A 15,270-nucleotide genomic window follows, 5' to 3' on the forward strand; every position below is an offset into this window, starting at 1 on the left:
CCCCCGACACGGCCCGTCCCCCGTTGTTGAAGAATGCTTTTACATGACAATAACCGTCGCGCCAACCGGCACACGGCCATAAAGATCGACCACATCCTCATTGCGCATACGGATACAGCCTGAAGAGACGGCTGCGCCGATGGTCCATGGCTGGTTGGTGCCGTGGATGCGATAGAGCGTGGAGCCCAGATATAGCGCGCGTGCACCCAGCGGATTTTCAATGCCGCCTGCCACGAAATTCGGCAAATGGCGGCCCTTGGCTTTCTCGCGGGCGATCATCTGGGCGGGTGGGCGCCAATCCGGCCATTCGGCCTTGCGTGTCACCTTGTGGGTGCCTGCCCATTCAAAGCCCGGCTTGCCGGTGCCCACACCATAGCGGCGCGCCTTGCCGTTTTTTTCGACAAGATAAAGAAAATTGTCGCGCGTATCGATGACAACAGTGCCCGGCTTGTGCTTGCTGCCATAATTGACGATTTGCGGCAGATAGGCGGGGTTGATTTGCGGGCGCTTGGTGCGTTTTTGAGACACCTGCTTTTTTTGCACCGGTGCTGTGGCTTGCGTCTGTTGTGTGCGGGCTGGCCGCGCCTGAACGGCACGCTGGCGTGCTACAGGTTTTTGGGCGCGTTTTTGTGCTGGTGCTGCGCGCTGAACCTTGTTTGGCGAATGGCCCAGTTGCAAAAGCCAGGGGGCGGCAAGGTCGGGACTGACCCGAACCGGCGGGCGCTCGCTATAGCGGCTGTTGGCCAGTGCCGGAGACAGGCCCATGGCGAGCGCACCGGCAAGGCAGGTGATCAGGAAGAAAAGTCGTTTCATGTGACGAACTCTTTAAAACAGGCTTTCTGGTTGTGAGGCAATCCTGTGGGTGGGGAAACAACCAAAACGTGAATGACCGCTACAGTGCCGGTCGTTTTGTCGGTAAAATTACCAGTATGGTTATCCGGCGGTTCAGGAATCTGGTAAAAAGCTGGTAAAACTCCTGACCCTTGCATGAATGGACAATTTGCATGGACCAAAATAACGGCATCCTCACTGGTGACGATGGCGTCGATCGCTGTTACTGGCATGGCAATCTGCCCGATTATCTGCATTATCATGACCATGAATGGGGCCGTCCGGTCGCAGATGATCAGCGCCTGTTTGAAAAAATCTGTCTTGAGGGTTTTCAATCCGGCTTGTCGTGGCTGACCATATTGCGCAAGCGTGAAAATTTCCGCGAAGCTTTTGCCGGTTTTGACTTTGAACGGGTCGCGCAGTTTGATGAAGCTGATGTGGAGCGCCTGCTTGGCAATGCCGGTATTGTGCGCCATCGCGGCAAGATTGTCTCAACCATCAACAATGCGCGCCGCGCACGTGAACTGGCTGATGAGGCGGGTTCTCTGGCTGCATGGTTCTGGAAATTTGAACCTTCCGCACAGGAGCGGCCAGCACGGGTGGATTATGCCCATTTGCGTGCCAACCCCACAACTACCATTTCCACCCAAATCTCGAAGGATCTGAAAAAACGCGGCTGGAGTTTTGTCGGGCCCACTACAATCTATGCCTTCATGCAGGCCATGGGCATGGTCAATGACCATATCGAAGGCTGTACTTGTCGTGCCGAAGTCGAGGCCGAGCGCGCTTGCTTCAAACGGCCCGTCTGATTGCTTCCTGCCCTTGCTGCCGGGGGCGGCATCGGTTAGGACAGCGCACGGTGCGATGAAAGCGCACTGCTTGTTATTTTATGCCCGAACCGCAGAGTATCCGCCATGGCCGAACGACCGGAAAAGATGAAACCACGCCTGCCGCGCGGCTTTGTCGATCGCAGCCCGGAAGACATCAGGGCCGTGGAGCGCATGGTGGCAAGAATCCGTGCGGTTTTTGAACTCTATGGTTTCGAGCCTGCTGACCAGCCGCTGATTGAATATACGGATGCGCTGGGTAAATTTCTGCCCGATCAGGATCGCCCCAATGAAGGTGTGTTTTCCTTTCAGGATGATGACGAGCAATGGCTGTCGCTGCGTTATGATCTGACCGCACCGATGGCGCGTTTTGTTGCTGAAAATTATGAGCGCCTGCCAAAGCCGTTCCGCTCTTATCGCTCTGGCTGGGTGTTTCGCAATGAAAAGCCGGGTCCGGGGCGTTTTCGCCAGTTCATGCAGTTTGATGCCGATACGGTGGGCACACCCGGCATCGCGGCAGATGCTGAAATGGCCATGATGATGGCCGATGTGATGGAGGCGCTGGGCATTGCGCGTGGCGATTACGTCATTCGCGTCAACAATCGCAAGGTGCTGGATGGTGTTCTGGAAGCCATCGGTCTTGGTGGTGAGGACAATGCCGGGCGTCGTCTGACCGTGCTGCGCGCCGTCGATAAGCTCGACAAGGTGGGCACAGACGGTGTGCGCGATCTGCTGGGCAAGGGGCGGCTGGATGAAAGCGGCGATTTCACCAAGGGGGCCGGGCTGGATGATGCGCAAATCAAGCGTGTGCTGCTTTTGACCTCTTCCACGGGTGAGGATCTGACAAGCGCTCTGTCTGCCATGAGCGGTGCTGTTGCAGGCGCAAGTCAGGGCGAACAGGGTGTGCAGGAGCTTGCCGATATTGGCGCCATGATTGCTGCTGCCGGTTATGATGATGGAAGGGTCAAGATTGATCCGTCTGTCGTGCGCGGCCTCGAATATTATACGGGCCCCGTTTATGAGGCCGAATTGCTGGCTGAAATTCCCAATGAGGATGGCCAGATCGTACGCTTCGGTTCGGTTGGCGGCGGTGGCCGTTATGACGGGTTGGTGTCACGTTTTCGTGGCGAGCCGGTACCGGCAACGGGGTTTTCCATCGGCGTTTCACGGCTGATGACGGCGCTGAAAAACCTTGGCAAGCTTGATGTGTCAGATGTCGTGCAGCCGGTGGTGGTGCTGGTCATGGACAAGGATGTGGAAAGCCTTGGCCGCTATCAAAAAATGGTGTCGGATTTGCGCAAAGCTGGCATTCGGGCCGAGCTTTATCTGGGCGGGGCGGGCATGAAGGCGCAGTTGAGATATGCCGACCGGCGCGGCTGTCCGATTGTGGTCATTCAAGGCGGCGATGAGCGGGCCCAAAGCGAGGTCCAGATCAAGGATCTGATCGAGGGCGCGCGTCTGTCGGCTGAAATTTCCGATAATGCGCAGTGGCGGGCAGCGCGCCCGGCGCAGGTCACTGTCCCGGAAGCTGATCTGGTGGCCGAGGTGAAGAAAATCCTGGCTGCGCAGGCCGCTGACAGGGAAAACCAATGAGCCTTGATAAGTGCGGCAAGCAGGCAGGTCAGGAATTGGGGCGACCATGACAAAGCGCGCTTCTTCTCTGGCTGGTGAAGTAAAAGCATTGTTTGCGGCCCGCAAGGTCGATCTGGTCAATGTCGGCATTTTGCAACCGGCCGATCCATTTCTGGATATTGCCGGAGAAGATCTGCGCCGCCGCATTTTTCTGACTGAAAATGAGACGGGTCAGGCCCTGTGCCTGCGGCCGGAATTTACCATTCCCGTCTGTCTGGATCATATTGCCAGCCAGTCGGGCACGCCGCGTCGCTATGGCTATCTGGGCGAAGTGTTTCGCCAGCGCCGTGATGGGGCCAATGAGTTTTTGCAAGCCGGTATTGAGGATCTGGGCGAGACGGATGTGGCTGCTGCCGATGCGCAGCTGGTGGTTGATGCGCATCAATTGCTGGCACAGGCGGTGCCTGATGCAGCCCTTGAAGTCACGCTTGGCGATCAGTCGGTGTTTGAGGCGGTGCTGGCTTCGCTGGGGTTGCCGCGAGGCTGGCGTATGCGGCTGGCGCGGGCGTTTGGCTCGCACACCATGCTGGAGACAGCGCTTGCCGATCTGGCCAATCCGCCGCGCAATGGCCAGTTGGCCGGGCCGGTAGCGCTGATGGCGGTGGATGGCGATGTTGAAGGACTAAGCGCCCATATTGCCAGTGGCATGCAGCAGGCGGGCTTGCCGCTTTCGGGTGGTCGCACACCGGCTGAAATTGCCCGCCGGGTGATTGAAAAGGTGCAATTGCGCAGTGTGCGCCTGTCTGACGATGCCTTTGCCGCGCTCAAGACCTTTCTTGCCATTGATACACCGCTTTCACAGGCAAGTTCTGCATTGCGTGATTTTGCAAGCACTGCCGGGCTGGAACTGGGGGGTGCTCTTGATCTGTTTGCTGAACGCACTGAAGCCATTGCCGCCCATGGGCTGGCTTGTGATGCCATTCGTTATGATGCCGCCTTTGGCCGTCCGCTTGATTATTATACGGGACTGGTTTTCGAGATTGGTGTTGGGGGCGCTCTGCCGCTGGCCGGTGGTGGCCGCTATGACAGGCTGCTGACCCTTTTGGGGGCGCAAGACCCCATTCCCGGTGTCGGCTTTTCTGTCTGGCTCGACCGGGTGGAAGCGTTGCGGGAGACACAGCCATGAGCGTGATGCTGGCTATCCCTTCCAAGGGACGCTTGAAGGAAAAAACACTGGACGTGCTGGCGCGCGCTGGTCTTGCCGTCAGCCTGCCCGATGATGAGCGCCGCTATCACGCCCATATTGAGGGGCGTGAGGATATTGAGGTCGTGTTCATGTCGGCTTCCGAAATTTCAGGCGAGATCGGCAGCGGGGGTGTTGATCTTGGTATAACGGGCGAGGATCTGGTGCGTGAAAATCTCGCCGACTGGGATGAGCGCGCTGAAATTCTGGTCCGCCTTGGCTTTGGTCATGCCGATGTGGTGGTGGCGGTGCCTGATATGTGGCTCGATGTCGAGACCATGGCCGATCTGGATGATGTGGCGGCTGATTTTCGCCAGCGCCATGGCAGACGATTGCGTATAGCTACCAAATATTGGCGGCTGACACAGCAGTTCTTTTCCGGCAAACACGGCATTCAGGTCTATCGCATCGTTGAAAGTCTGGGCGCAACGGAAGGCGCGCCCGCCGCTGGTTCTGCTGATATTATTGTCGATATCACCTCGACCGGCTCAACCTTGAACGCCAATCATCTGAAAATTCTGGGCGATGGGGTCATTTTGCGCTCACAGGCCAGTCTGGTGGCCTCGCGCAAGACGCGCACAGCAGAAGATGAGGAACTGATTCGCCAGATTGCGCAGGCCGTTTCTTCAGCACTTGCACAGCCGCTTTCCGCCTGAGTCATTGCGCCGTTCTGATCAAATTAACAGGTCCTGACCCTAAAGACTTGTCGATATTTACGGTATTTTACCCAATCTGGAAGGACCTGTTAACTATCGCTTCCTATTGCTTGGAGAGCAGTCAAACGGCGAGTCTTGAGTATGTCATCCATGCGTCTTTCCAGGGCCAATTTTTCAGATATGGTTTCGCAGGGCGAAACGTCGCAATCGCATGAAGCTGAACCCTGTGTGCCGGGGGCGCAGCCATCCGGGATACAGGCGCTGACCTCACGCAGTTTTTCTTTCTCTGACCCTGAGGGCGAATTTTCCCGCCCGACTTACCAGAATTATTTTTTCCTTGCGCCAAATGTGCGTTTTACCCGGACGCCCGATCGCGAGATCAGGAAAACACGCGGTGAGGAAGAGCAGACGCCGGTGCAAGGCAAAACAGAAGCTGCCCCGACTGCCGATACAACAATTACGACAAGAGCCAGTATCACAAGAGCCAGTATCACAAGAGACAGTACCACAAGTGACAGGGCGACAAGACAGGCTTTTGCTGCCGAGCGCTGCGTGGAGCCTCTTCACATAAATGCGCCTGCCATGCGCGCACCGCAAGCCCGCCCAAGCGGGCGCTGGGCTCATATTTCAGATCATGCCTTTTTTGAATTTCTGGCTGCAAACACACTTGTTTCGCCTGTGCATCCTGTGGTTGTGTCCCGGGTTGCAGCCCCCGCGCCGGCGCCTGTATCAACAGCTTCTTTCACGCAAGCGGCCCCTGCACATCCGGCTCCTGCCGGACAGGGCCATGTCATTCCTTCCGCGTTTCAGGGGGCTGACATCACCACGCTTTATCGGGTGATTGAATGTGCGGTAAGTGCCGGGTCATTTGACCCGCAGCCCGTGGATGCACCAGCCTCGCCACAGGCTGAGATCGCGCAAGCAGACAAGGGTGATGCAGAAAAGCCAGCCAGCCAGCTACAGGCCGCTGTTGCCGATGCTGTTGCCGCTACCGTTCCAAGGCGTTCTGTCGAAATCACCATGCCTGCCCCGCGCACGCCTTGCCTGCCAATGGTGGGCCAGACCAGACAGGCTTCGGTCGGCATGGCCTATGAATTTCCTGCCGCCGAACTGTTGCAGGAGGCCCCGGAAGGGCAGGGCTATTACATGTCGCAGGAGCGGCTGGAACAGAATGCCGACCTGCTGGAAAGCGTTCTGGAGGATTTTGGTGTCAAGGGCGAGATCATCCATGTGCGCCCCGGTCCGGTTGTCACCCTTTATGAGTTTGAGCCCGCACCGGGGGTCAAATCTTCGCGTGTGATCAATCTGGCCGAAGATATTGCCCGCTCCATGTCCGCCATTTCGGCGCGTGTTGCGGTGGTGCCCGGTCGCAATGTCATCGGCGTTGAACTGCCCAATGAAACCCGCGAGACGGTTTATTTCCGCGAAATGATCGAATCGGCTGATTTCCAGAAAAGCAGCGCCAAGCTTGCCGTGTCATTAGGCAAGACCATTGGCGGTGATCCGGTGGTGGCAGACCTTGCCAGAATGCCGCATCTTCTGGTGGCGGGCACCACCGGATCGGGCAAGTCTGTGGCCATCAACACCATGATCCTGTCGCTGCTTTACCGGCTCAAGCCGGAAGAATGCCGCCTCATCATGGTTGACCCCAAAATGCTGGAGCTTTCCGTCTATGACGGCATTCCGCATCTTTTGACCCCGGTGGTGACGGACCCGAAAAAAGCGGTGACGGCGCTGAAATGGGCTGTGCGCGAGATGGAGGACCGCTATCGCAAGATGGCGAAGCTTGGGGTGCGCAACATAGACGGTTACAATCAGCGCGCAGCCGCTGCCCGTGACAAGGGCGAGATCGTCTTGATGCAGGTGCAGACCGGTTTTGAAAAAGGCACCGGCGAGCCACTTTTTGAGGAGCAGGAAATCGATCTTGCGCCGATGCCTTATATCGTCGTCATCGTCGATGAAATGGCCGACCTGATGATGGTGGCGGGCAAGGAAATCGAAGGCGCCATCCAGCGTCTGGCGCAGATGGCGCGTGCAGCCGGTATTCACCTGATCATGGCCACACAGCGCCCTTCGGTGGATGTCATTACCGGCACCATCAAGGCCAATTTCCCGACCCGCATTTCCTTCCAGGTCACCTCCAAGATCGACAGCCGTACCATTTTGGGCGAGCAGGGTGCAGAGCAGCTTCTGGGGCAGGGCGACATGCTGCATATGGCCGGTGGCGGGCGCATCGTGCGCGTGCATGGACCCTTTGTTTCTGATGATGAGGTCGAACAGGTGGTGGCTCATCTCAAGACACAGGGCCGCCCGGATTATCTGGAAACGGTGACTGCCGATGAAGATGATGAAGAGCCGCAAGCCGATGACAGCGCGGTGTTTGACAAAAGCGCGATGGGTTCCGAGGATGGCGACAGCCTTTATGATGAAGCCGTAAAAGTGGTGATGCGTGACAAGAAGTGCTCCACCTCTTATATTCAGCGCCGCCTTGGCATTGGTTACAACCGTGCGGCCTCATTAGTTGAGCGCATGGAGCAGGAAGGGCTGGTCGGGGCTGCCAACCATGTCGGCAAGCGCGAAATTCTTCCCGACCAAAAGGCGCTGTAAAACGCCCTGTCTATGTGTTTGGCCGCATATGGACTTGCGCCAGGTGTAGCCAAGTACTCACAAAATGCTCTGGACGAATCTGAAAGATTGCGACACGCTTGGGGAATGTTCTTCCTGAAGCGTGTTGCTTTTCTTTCAGAGACGCCTGCATGTTTCAGGCCTTTGCTTTTGTGCCTGTCCTATTCTGAAACTTCCTTGTCCTGAAACCGGGGGTCTTGAGTTTGGGAGACAGGCTTTGATCCGGGGACAAATTTGCCACAGACAACAGCCATCCGACGCAAGACACTTCATCTGGAAATAGTTGACCGGCTGCGCGACATGATCGTCAGCGGCGAGCTTGGGCCCGGCCAGAAAATCTCTGAAAAGGAATTATGTGCGCGCTTTGATATTTCACGCACACCCGTCAGGGAAGCCTTGAAGGCGCTTGCGGTCGAGGGGATGGTCGAGCTTCTGCCCCAGCGCGGTGCGCGGGTTATGACGATCACCGACGAAGAGCTTGATGAGTTGTTTCCCATTATCGCCTGTATTGAGGCGCTGGCTGGCGAGCTTGCCTGCGAGATGATGACACCATCGCAACTGGAAGAGATTGTTGCGATTCACGACAGCATGGTGATCGCATATAATCAGGCCGAGCGTTTTGAATATTCGCGCCTGAACAGAGCCATTCATCTGTCCATTTTTCAATCGACCAACAATGCGTCACTTCTGGCGCTGTACCGAAATCTTGAACTGCGTATTCGCAATATACGCCATACAGTGCGCCAGAAACCGGAAGACTGGCATCAGGCTATTGTGGACCATAAGGAAATGATCGAGGCGCTGACGATGCGTGACAAAACCCGTCTGGCATCGATCATGCGCAGGCATGTGATGAACACTGCCGATGCGGTCCGGCGCTCCATTGACGAGCTTGTTGCAAATGGCATTGTCGAAAGCTCGCCAAAATTTTCACGCCAATTGCCGGGACCGCAGCAGCACTGAGCATATGATGTGCTGTCTGGTTATTTTTTAAATATGAAAATGTATTCATTATTCATTTTTATATTGACATGGGCTTCCGGGACCGTAAGCATTGCCAACATGCTACTGGAGGCCTGTTGGCTTGCGTAAAGCAATGGGGTGGCGCCTTGCGCCAGCCAATAAAAAAAGGGGAGGAAACAATGAAGACACTCAAGCTGGCGGCGACGCTTTTTGCCGTTACTTTTGGTTGCGCGGCCGCATATGCGCAAAGTGGCGGAACTCTGGCCAAGATTGCCGAATCGGGAGAGGTTACGGTCGGGCATCGCGATGGCGCGGTGCCTTTTTCATATTATGATGATCAGCAACAGGCGATCGGTTACGCCATGGATTTGTGTGCCCATGTTGTTGATGCGGTGAAGGTGAAGTTGGACAAGCCGGATCTGAAGATCAATTACATGCCCGTGACGGGAACCACCCGCATTCCGCTTCTGGCCAATGGCACCATTGACATGGAGTGCGGCACGACGACGAATAATGTCGAGCGCCAGAAGCAGGTGACGTTTTCAACCACCTATTTTGTCGCCGGTGTGCGGATTTTATCCAAAAAAAGCGCCCCGATTGAAACCATGGCCGATACGGCCGGAAAATCGATCGTGACGCTGGCCGGTACGACCAGTGTCAAGATCATCAATGATGCCGATAATGCCGAAAATCTCGGTTTGACCATTCATGTGGTCAAGGATCTGGCCGAAGGCATGTTGATGCTGGAGACGGATCGCGCTGTTGCTTTGATTTTTGATGATATTTCTATTGCGGGAGCAGCGGCAACTTCAAAGTCACCCGGTGATTATCAGATTTCAAAGCAGGGGCTTTCGGTGGAGCCTTACGGGGTCATGCTGCGTCGTGACGATCCGGAATTCAAGGAACTGGTCAATACCACGCTTGAGCAATTATATGAAAGCGGTGAGATCACTGCGATCTATGACAAGTGGTTTACCCAGCCTATTCCCCCGCGCGACGTCAATATGAACTTCCCGATGTCTGATCAGTTGAAGGCGGCGATCGCCAATCCGACTGATGATCCGAATCCGGAGGTATATCGCTAGCATTTTGCAGCCAGACGGTTTCGTCTGGCGTCGCACAAATGCGGTGGAGGTAAAGCATTTTGCAGCCAGACGATTTCGTCTGGCGTCGCATAAATGCGGTGGAGGTAGAGCATTTTGCAGCCAGACGATTTCGTCTGGCGTCGCATAAATGCGGTGGAGGTAGAGCATTTTGCAGCCAGACGGCTTTGTCTGGCGTCGTATAAATGCGGCTAAGCAAGAAGTTTGGAGCGGGAAGTGTCTTGAGAAAAAGGCAGCCTGCTCCAGGCCGTGAGGGGGCCAGTCGGGTGAGGGGGATGGCGTGAGCTATAATTGGAACTGGTGGATCTTTTTTGAGCCCTCGCTCGATGGACGCAACACCTATCTGGCGACCTTGCTGTGGGGGGCTTGCTGGACGATTGCGACATCGATCTGTGCATTTGCGCTTGCCATGCTGCTCGGTTCGGTGGTTGGTGTGGCGCGCACCACGCCCGTTGCCTGGATGCGAGGCGTAGGGGTTGTCTTTGTTGAGATGTTCAGAAACATCCCTTTGCTGGTTCAGATGTTTCTCTGGTATTTCGTACTGCCGGAATTGCTGCCGCGCGATGCAGGAATGTGGCTCAAGCAGCTTCCAAACGGACAGTTTTATACAGCCGTCGTGGCTTTGGGTCTTTATCATGCCGCGCGCATGGCGGAGGTGGTTCGGGCCGGTCTGGAAAGCCTTCCCAAGGGCCAGCGCATGGCCGGCCAGGCACTTGGTCTGACCTTGCCGCAAACCTATCGTGATGTCTTGCTGCCAATGGCGTATCGCATCATCGTTCCGGCAATAACTTCAGAATTCCTAAGTTGTACGAAGAACACTTCGGTCGCCATTGCAATCGGTCTGGTGGAACTGACCGGAAGTGCGCGCGCCATGCAGGAAAACAGTTTTCAGATTTTTGAGGCTTTTGCTGCGGCGACGACCCTTTATCTGATGATAAATCTTGTCATTGTCTTCGTCATGCGTGGGGTTGAAAGCCTTGCCGTCATCCCCGGTTATGGTGAGGCACAGCGCAAGGAAAGTTTGGTCTGACATGCTTTCTGGCTTCGATTATCAGGTTGTTATCAACGCCTTACCCTATTTGTTCCTGACGGGAATGACATTTACGCTCAAGCTGACGGTGCTGGCCACTATCGGCGGTATCTTGTTGGGCACATTGCTTGCGGTGATGCGGCTGTCACGCCATCGCCTCTTGTCAATGCCTGCCGCCGGCTATGTGAATCTGCTGCGGTCCACGCCGCTTCTTCTCGTTATTTTCTGGTTCTATTTTCTGGTTCCTTTTCTGGCGCAGTGGGTCATGGGCTCTTCCACGCCGGTAAGGGTCGATCCGTTCTGGTCGTCCGTCATCACGTTCACATTGTTTGAAGCCTGTTATTTCTGTGAAATTGTGCGATCCGGCATCCAGTCTCTTCCCCAGGGGCAGAGCAGCGCCTCAAAGGCGCTGGGCATGACGGATGCCCAGACAATGATTTACATCATTCTTCCGCAAGCCATGCGCAACATGATTCCGCTGATTCTGACGCAAACAATCATTCTGTTTCAGGATACATCGCTGGTTTATGTTCTTTCTATTACGGATTTTCTTGGCGCTGCTGCAAAGATTGCCCAGAGAGACGGAAGACTATTGGAAATGTATATATTCGCGGCGCTGGTATACTTTATCATATCGCTTCTGGCATCTCATGCCGTCCGGCTTTTGCAAAAGCGCGTCGCAATAATTCGATGAGGCCATCATGAGCATGATCACGCTGCATAACGTCACCAAAAGCTATGGCAAATTCAAGGTTCTTTCCAATTGCACGACCTCTATCGCCAAGGGCGAAGTCGTTGTTGTGTGCGGACCTTCGGGGTCGGGAAAATCAACCTTGATCAAGACGGTCAATGGTCTGGAGCCGATTGATAGCGGAGAGATTATTGTCAGTGGTATCCGGGTTTCCGATCCGGGCACCAACCTGCCGATGCTGCGTTCAAAAGTCGGCATGGTGTTCCAGCATTTTGAGCTGTTTCCTCATTTGACCATTATTCAAAATCTTGTCCTTGCACAGGTGAAAGTGCTCAAAAGATCAAAGTCCGTCGCCGAAAAGACGGGCATGGCGCTGCTTGATCGCGTCGGGCTGGTCGCGCATGCGGCAAAATTCCCAGGCCAGCTTTCAGGGGGACAACAGCAGCGTGTGGCGATTGCCCGCGCTCTGGCCATGGACCCGATTGCGATGCTTTTTGATGAGCCGACATCTGCACTTGATCCAGAAATGATCAATGAGGTTCTGGACGTTATGGTCGAGCTTGCCCGCGAGGGCATGACGATGATGGTTGTGACACATGAAATGGGCTTCGCCCGAAAAGTTGCAAACCGGGTGATCTTCATGGATCGGGGCGAGATTGTTGAAGACGCTGAAAAAGAGGATTTTTTTGGCACCCCTCGAAGCGAGCGCGCACAGCACTTTCTGTCCAAGATTTTGGTGCAGTGATTTGAAAAGAGCTTGGGCCTGAGGACTTCTGAAATGGATATGCTGAGCAAGCAGGAGCTGTTGAGCCGGGCGGCCGCGCGCACGCAAACACTCACAAACGGGCGTCTTCTTCTTTATGCAGGTGCAAACCTGCCAAGCCCGGAGGCTCAGAACGCCTATGCTCCAGCCTTGAGCGCCTATCCGGCGATGGGTCCAAGTTTTGCAAAAGAGCAGCCCGATACCGATCTGGTGTCGCAATTGGAAGTTGCTGTTCGTTCGGAAATTTGTGCGCTGTTTGAAGCTGCATGGGCAGAGCCGCGCCTGCCGAGCTGTACGATTGCCAATCTGGCTGTCTTTCACGCCTTTTCCCGGCCGGGCGATCTCTTGCTGGCGCCTTCTGCTGCGCATGGTGGACATTTGAGCCAGCGGCGTGGTGGAACACCGGAGCTTGCGGGGCTGGTTGTTGAAGACCTGCCTTTTGACACCCAAAACTGCCAGCTTGATGCGCAGGCTGCTGCGCACCAGATCCGTCAGTTGCGCCCGGTGCTTGTGATGCTTGGGCGCTCGGTGATGATCAAGCCTGACGATGTGGTCCCTGTTGTCGAGGCGGCCAGAGAGGTGGGGGCGCGGACGATTTTTGACGCCTCACATGTCTCCGGCCTGATTGCGGGGGGCACATTTCCCAACCCGCTTTCGCTGGGTGTGGATATCATGACAAGCTCCACTTACAAAACCATACCGGGGCGCCCGCACAGCCTGATTGCCGGCCGGGATCTGCAAGATGGCGTGCATTTGGCAGGTTTTCTTGATCGGATGATGCTGGCCAATTATGACGCCGGAAAACTTCCGGCTTTTCTGGTGACGCTCCAGAACGTCCGGAGAGATGGTGCTGACTATGCGCGCCGTATCTGCCTTAATTCACAGGCGCTGGCGCGAGAACTGCGCCAGCTTGATGTGACGATTATTGCGCCTGCTGATGATGAGGTTTTTACCCATCAGCTTCTTGTTCCCATGGATGGCGAACTTGCCGCCGCGTCCGTTATAGCAAAGCTGGAAAGTGTTGGCATACTGGTTGGAACCTGTGCCGATCCTGGCGTGCCCGGTGCTTATGCGCTCCGTTTGGGAACGCAATTTCTGACGGCGCAAGGTCTTGGCGCTGATGATATGGCTTTGGTGGCCCGACGTCTGGCGTCCAGTCTTTCGCAGGCAAAAAACAAGCGCATGAAGGTAAAACGCCCCGACAGCTTTTGAAAAAGCGCCTATATCTTCATCTGCTATTTTTTAAAAATAGCTTGTATTTACAATCTATTGCCGAAAGCCCCGTCTCAAGGTTTTTAACAGGCTGAAATTAGATCTTGACGAGGGTCGGGTTTTTTGTCCAAAAATGGAAACGTTTTCAGAGAACGTTCTCATCTGAAAAGTGGGCGGAGATATGCAAGACAAGACCGAGGCTGCCGGAGTAAAGCTCCAGGCGGAATTACATGCGCAGGGCCAAGCGGAGTTACATGCGCAGGGGTTGAGCAAATCCTATGGCGCCACGGTGGCGCTGGAACATGCAGATATTGGTCTGCGCGCGGGTGAGGTTCATGCCCTTCTTGGTGAGAATGGTGCAGGAAAATCAACGCTTGTGCGTATTCTGAGCGGCGTGACGACGCCTGATGCCGGGCAGATGCTCCTTGATGGTCAGGCCTATGCGCCGCGCTCGATCATGGAAGCGCGCAAGCGTCAGGTTGCCACCGCATTTCAGGAACTGAGTCTCGTTCCCAATCTGAGTGTTGCGCATAATCTGGTGCTGCCGAACTTTGTCAGATCCCGTTTCGGGCTGGTGTCAAAGGCTGGTGTGCTTGAAAAGGGGCAGCAGATTCTGGCCCGTCACGGGCTGGAGCGTATCGATCCGGCAATGGAAGTTTCCCGGCTGCCACTTTCAGAGCGCCAGCGTATCGAAATCGTCCGGGCGATCGCCAATGCCGGGCGGGTTCTGATCCTTGATGAACCGACCGCATCGCTGACAGAGACTGACTGGCTGTTTGATCAGTTGGAGCAGGCCAAGGCGCGTGGGGTGGCTATCCTTTATATTTCGCATCGGCTTGCTGAGGTTCGCCAGATTTGCACCGCGGCCACCGTGCTGCGCAATGGTCGCTCGATCCGGTCGGTCAGTCTCGATGATACAACCGATGCCGATATTTTTGAGATGATGGTCGGGCATCGCATCGAGCGCAAGCGTCAGCGTCGTGAGGGTGTCGTTGCCGGGCAGACGCCGCGCCTGCAGGTTGGCGGGCTGTCTGGTCATGGTCTTGATGATGTCTCCTTCGAGATCCGCCCTGGTGAGGTGCTTGGAATTGCAGCACTTGAGGGGCAGGGCCAGCAGGCGCTGTTCCGTTCTCTTGCCGGTCTGCTGCCACTTCCTGCCGGGGCCGTGAAAATCGATGGAAAACCGGCCAGCTACCGCGGTCCGCGTCAGGCGTTGCGCTTTGCCAGCGGGGTCAGCTTTCTTCCTGAGGAAAGAAAGACCGAAGGCATTCTTTCCGGTCTGAGTGCTGCGACAAATATTGTTCTGCCTTTCCTGCCGCGCATTGCGACTTTGGGCTTGACCAGTTGGAAAGGTGAGCTGAAATCTGCATCGGCTCCTGCGCGCGAAGTCGAGATGGATGAGCGTTATCTGACGTTCAACATAGAAAATCTGTCGGGTGGCAATCAGCAAAAGGCGCTGATGGGCCGCACGCTGGCGACGGGTGCGCGCACATTGCTGTTGTTTGATCCCACACGCGGTGTTGATGTCGGCACCAAGGAATCGATCTATGCCGCGATCCGCCGTTTTGCCGATGCTGGCGGCTCGGTCCTGTTTTATTCATCCGAATTGCCTGAAATCGTTCAACTCGCAGATCGCTGCGTGGTTTTATATGGCGGCCGGGTTTTTGATACTTTCACCGGCGATCAGATCGATGAGCAGCGTCTTGTCGCTGCAATGATCGGCCATTCTGAAACCCGGGCTGCCTGAGTGGAGT

At 55.7% G+C, this 15,270-nt stretch carries 13 protein-coding genes; 12 read left to right on the forward strand and 1 reads right to left on the reverse strand.

The features are described from left to right. Positions 1-39 precede the first annotated feature (39 nt). Positions 40-813 carry a L,D-transpeptidase family protein gene (locus tag ACFPLB_RS11835; RefSeq protein WP_378229840.1) on the reverse strand — a complete coding sequence of 258 codons (774 nt, stop codon included), beginning with the start codon at positions 811-813 and terminating at the stop codon, positions 40-42. 191 nt (positions 814-1,004) lie between these two features. Between ACFPLB_RS11835 and ACFPLB_RS11840 the strand changes: the two genes are divergently transcribed. The 12 genes from ACFPLB_RS11840 to ACFPLB_RS11895 all read left to right on the forward strand — a co-directional run bounded on the left by ACFPLB_RS11840 (position 1,005) and on the right by ACFPLB_RS11895 (position 15,263). After that, positions 1,005-1,640: a DNA-3-methyladenine glycosylase I gene (locus tag ACFPLB_RS11840; RefSeq protein WP_378229842.1), complete on the forward strand. Its 636-nt coding sequence runs from the start codon at positions 1,005-1,007 to the stop codon at positions 1,638-1,640. Between the two features lie 105 nt (positions 1,641-1,745). Next, complete coding sequence (hisS, locus tag ACFPLB_RS11845; RefSeq protein WP_378229844.1) at positions 1,746-3,251, forward strand: histidine--tRNA ligase; 1,506 nt, start codon at positions 1,746-1,748, stop codon at positions 3,249-3,251. A 46-nt stretch (positions 3,252-3,297) separates the two neighbouring features. Then, a complete protein-coding gene (locus ACFPLB_RS11850; RefSeq protein ID WP_378229846.1) occupies positions 3,298-4,416 on the forward strand; it encodes an ATP phosphoribosyltransferase regulatory subunit in 1,119 nt (372 codons plus the stop codon). Next, the gene (hisG, locus tag ACFPLB_RS11855) at positions 4,413-5,129 is read left to right on the forward strand and encodes an ATP phosphoribosyltransferase (RefSeq protein WP_378229848.1); all 717 of its coding nucleotides are present in this window, start codon (positions 4,413-4,415) and stop codon (positions 5,127-5,129) included. Before ACFPLB_RS11850 ends, hisG begins: the two co-directional genes overlap by 4 nt. Before the next feature lie 150 nt (positions 5,130-5,279). Continuing rightward, positions 5,280-7,736 (forward strand): DNA translocase FtsK, encoded by a 2,457-nt coding sequence (locus ACFPLB_RS11860; protein ID WP_378229850.1) that lies wholly within the window; start codon positions 5,280-5,282, stop codon positions 7,734-7,736. A gap of 252 nt (positions 7,737-7,988) precedes the next feature. Further along, a complete protein-coding gene (locus ACFPLB_RS11865) occupies positions 7,989-8,717 on the forward strand; it encodes a GntR family transcriptional regulator (protein WP_378229852.1) in 729 nt (242 codons plus the stop codon). A 179-nt stretch (positions 8,718-8,896) separates the two neighbouring features. Next, on the forward strand, positions 8,897-9,802 hold the full coding sequence (locus tag ACFPLB_RS11870; protein ID WP_378229853.1) for a transporter substrate-binding domain-containing protein: 906 nt from the start codon (positions 8,897-8,899) through the stop codon (positions 9,800-9,802). A 298-nt stretch (positions 9,803-10,100) separates the two neighbouring features. Beyond that, entirely contained in the window at positions 10,101-10,850 is a 750-nt protein-coding gene (locus ACFPLB_RS11875) for an amino acid ABC transporter permease (protein WP_378229855.1), read from the forward strand. A 1-nt stretch (position 10,851) separates the two neighbouring features. Further along, on the forward strand, positions 10,852-11,544 hold the full coding sequence (locus ACFPLB_RS11880) for an amino acid ABC transporter permease (protein WP_378229857.1): 693 nt from the start codon (positions 10,852-10,854) through the stop codon (positions 11,542-11,544). Positions 11,545-11,557: 13 nt separating this feature from the next. Continuing rightward, positions 11,558-12,286, forward strand: coding sequence for an amino acid ABC transporter ATP-binding protein (locus ACFPLB_RS11885; RefSeq protein WP_378229999.1), 729 nt, complete (start codon positions 11,558-11,560; stop codon positions 12,284-12,286). 33 nt (positions 12,287-12,319) lie between these two features. Then, positions 12,320-13,516, forward strand: a complete 1,197-nt coding sequence (locus ACFPLB_RS11890; RefSeq protein ID WP_378229859.1) for a glycine hydroxymethyltransferase — start codon at positions 12,320-12,322, stop codon at positions 13,514-13,516. Positions 13,517-13,697: 181 nt separating this feature from the next. Next, entirely contained in the window at positions 13,698-15,263 is a 1,566-nt protein-coding gene (locus ACFPLB_RS11895) for a sugar ABC transporter ATP-binding protein (protein WP_378229861.1), read from the forward strand. The last annotated feature ends 7 nt before the right edge of the window (positions 15,264-15,270 follow it).

Origin of the sequence: Aquamicrobium segne (assembly GCF_042656785.1) — a bacterium.
Classification (GTDB): domain Bacteria; phylum Pseudomonadota; class Alphaproteobacteria; order Rhizobiales; family Rhizobiaceae; genus Mesorhizobium; species Mesorhizobium segne.